The following is a 464-nucleotide window of genomic DNA, read 5'->3' on the forward strand; positions in this document are numbered from 1 at the left end:
CCGTCGTCCATCGCGATTGGGTGGATCAGCGTCACAACCATCTTGATGTTGTCGCCTGGCATTACCATCTCAACGCCTTCTGGCAGTTCGATGGTACCGGTCACGTCAGTTGTACGGAAGTAGAACTGTGGACGGTAGCCTTTGAAGAACGGAGTATGACGGCCGCCTTCGTCTTTGGACAGGATATACACTTCAGATTCGAACTTGGTGTGTGGCTTGATTGAGCCTGGCTTAGCCAGTACCTGACCACGTTCGATTTCTTCACGTTTGATACCACGCAGCAGAACACCTACGTTCTCACCAGCACGGCCTTCGTCCAGCAGTTTGCGGAACATTTCAACGCCAGTACAGGTAGACTTAGCAGTCTCTTTGATACCAACGATTTCAACTTCTTCGCCAACTTTGATGATACCGCGCTCAACACGACCGGTAACAACGGTACCACGACCGGAGATGGAGAATAC

The 464-nt window shown here is 51.3% G+C and carries 1 protein-coding gene; it reads right to left on the minus strand.

All coding sequences use genetic code 11. From position 1 onward, the window contains the following. The coding region (locus AAIR21_RS27910; RefSeq protein WP_434682845.1) for an EF-Tu/IF-2/RF-3 family GTPase at window positions 1–464 on the minus strand (464 nt) is incomplete at both ends.

Origin of the sequence: Enterobacter sp. PTB, assembly GCF_051130085.1 — a bacterium.
GTDB classification, from domain to species: Bacteria; Pseudomonadota; Gammaproteobacteria; order Enterobacterales; family Enterobacteriaceae; genus Enterobacter; species Enterobacter ludwigii.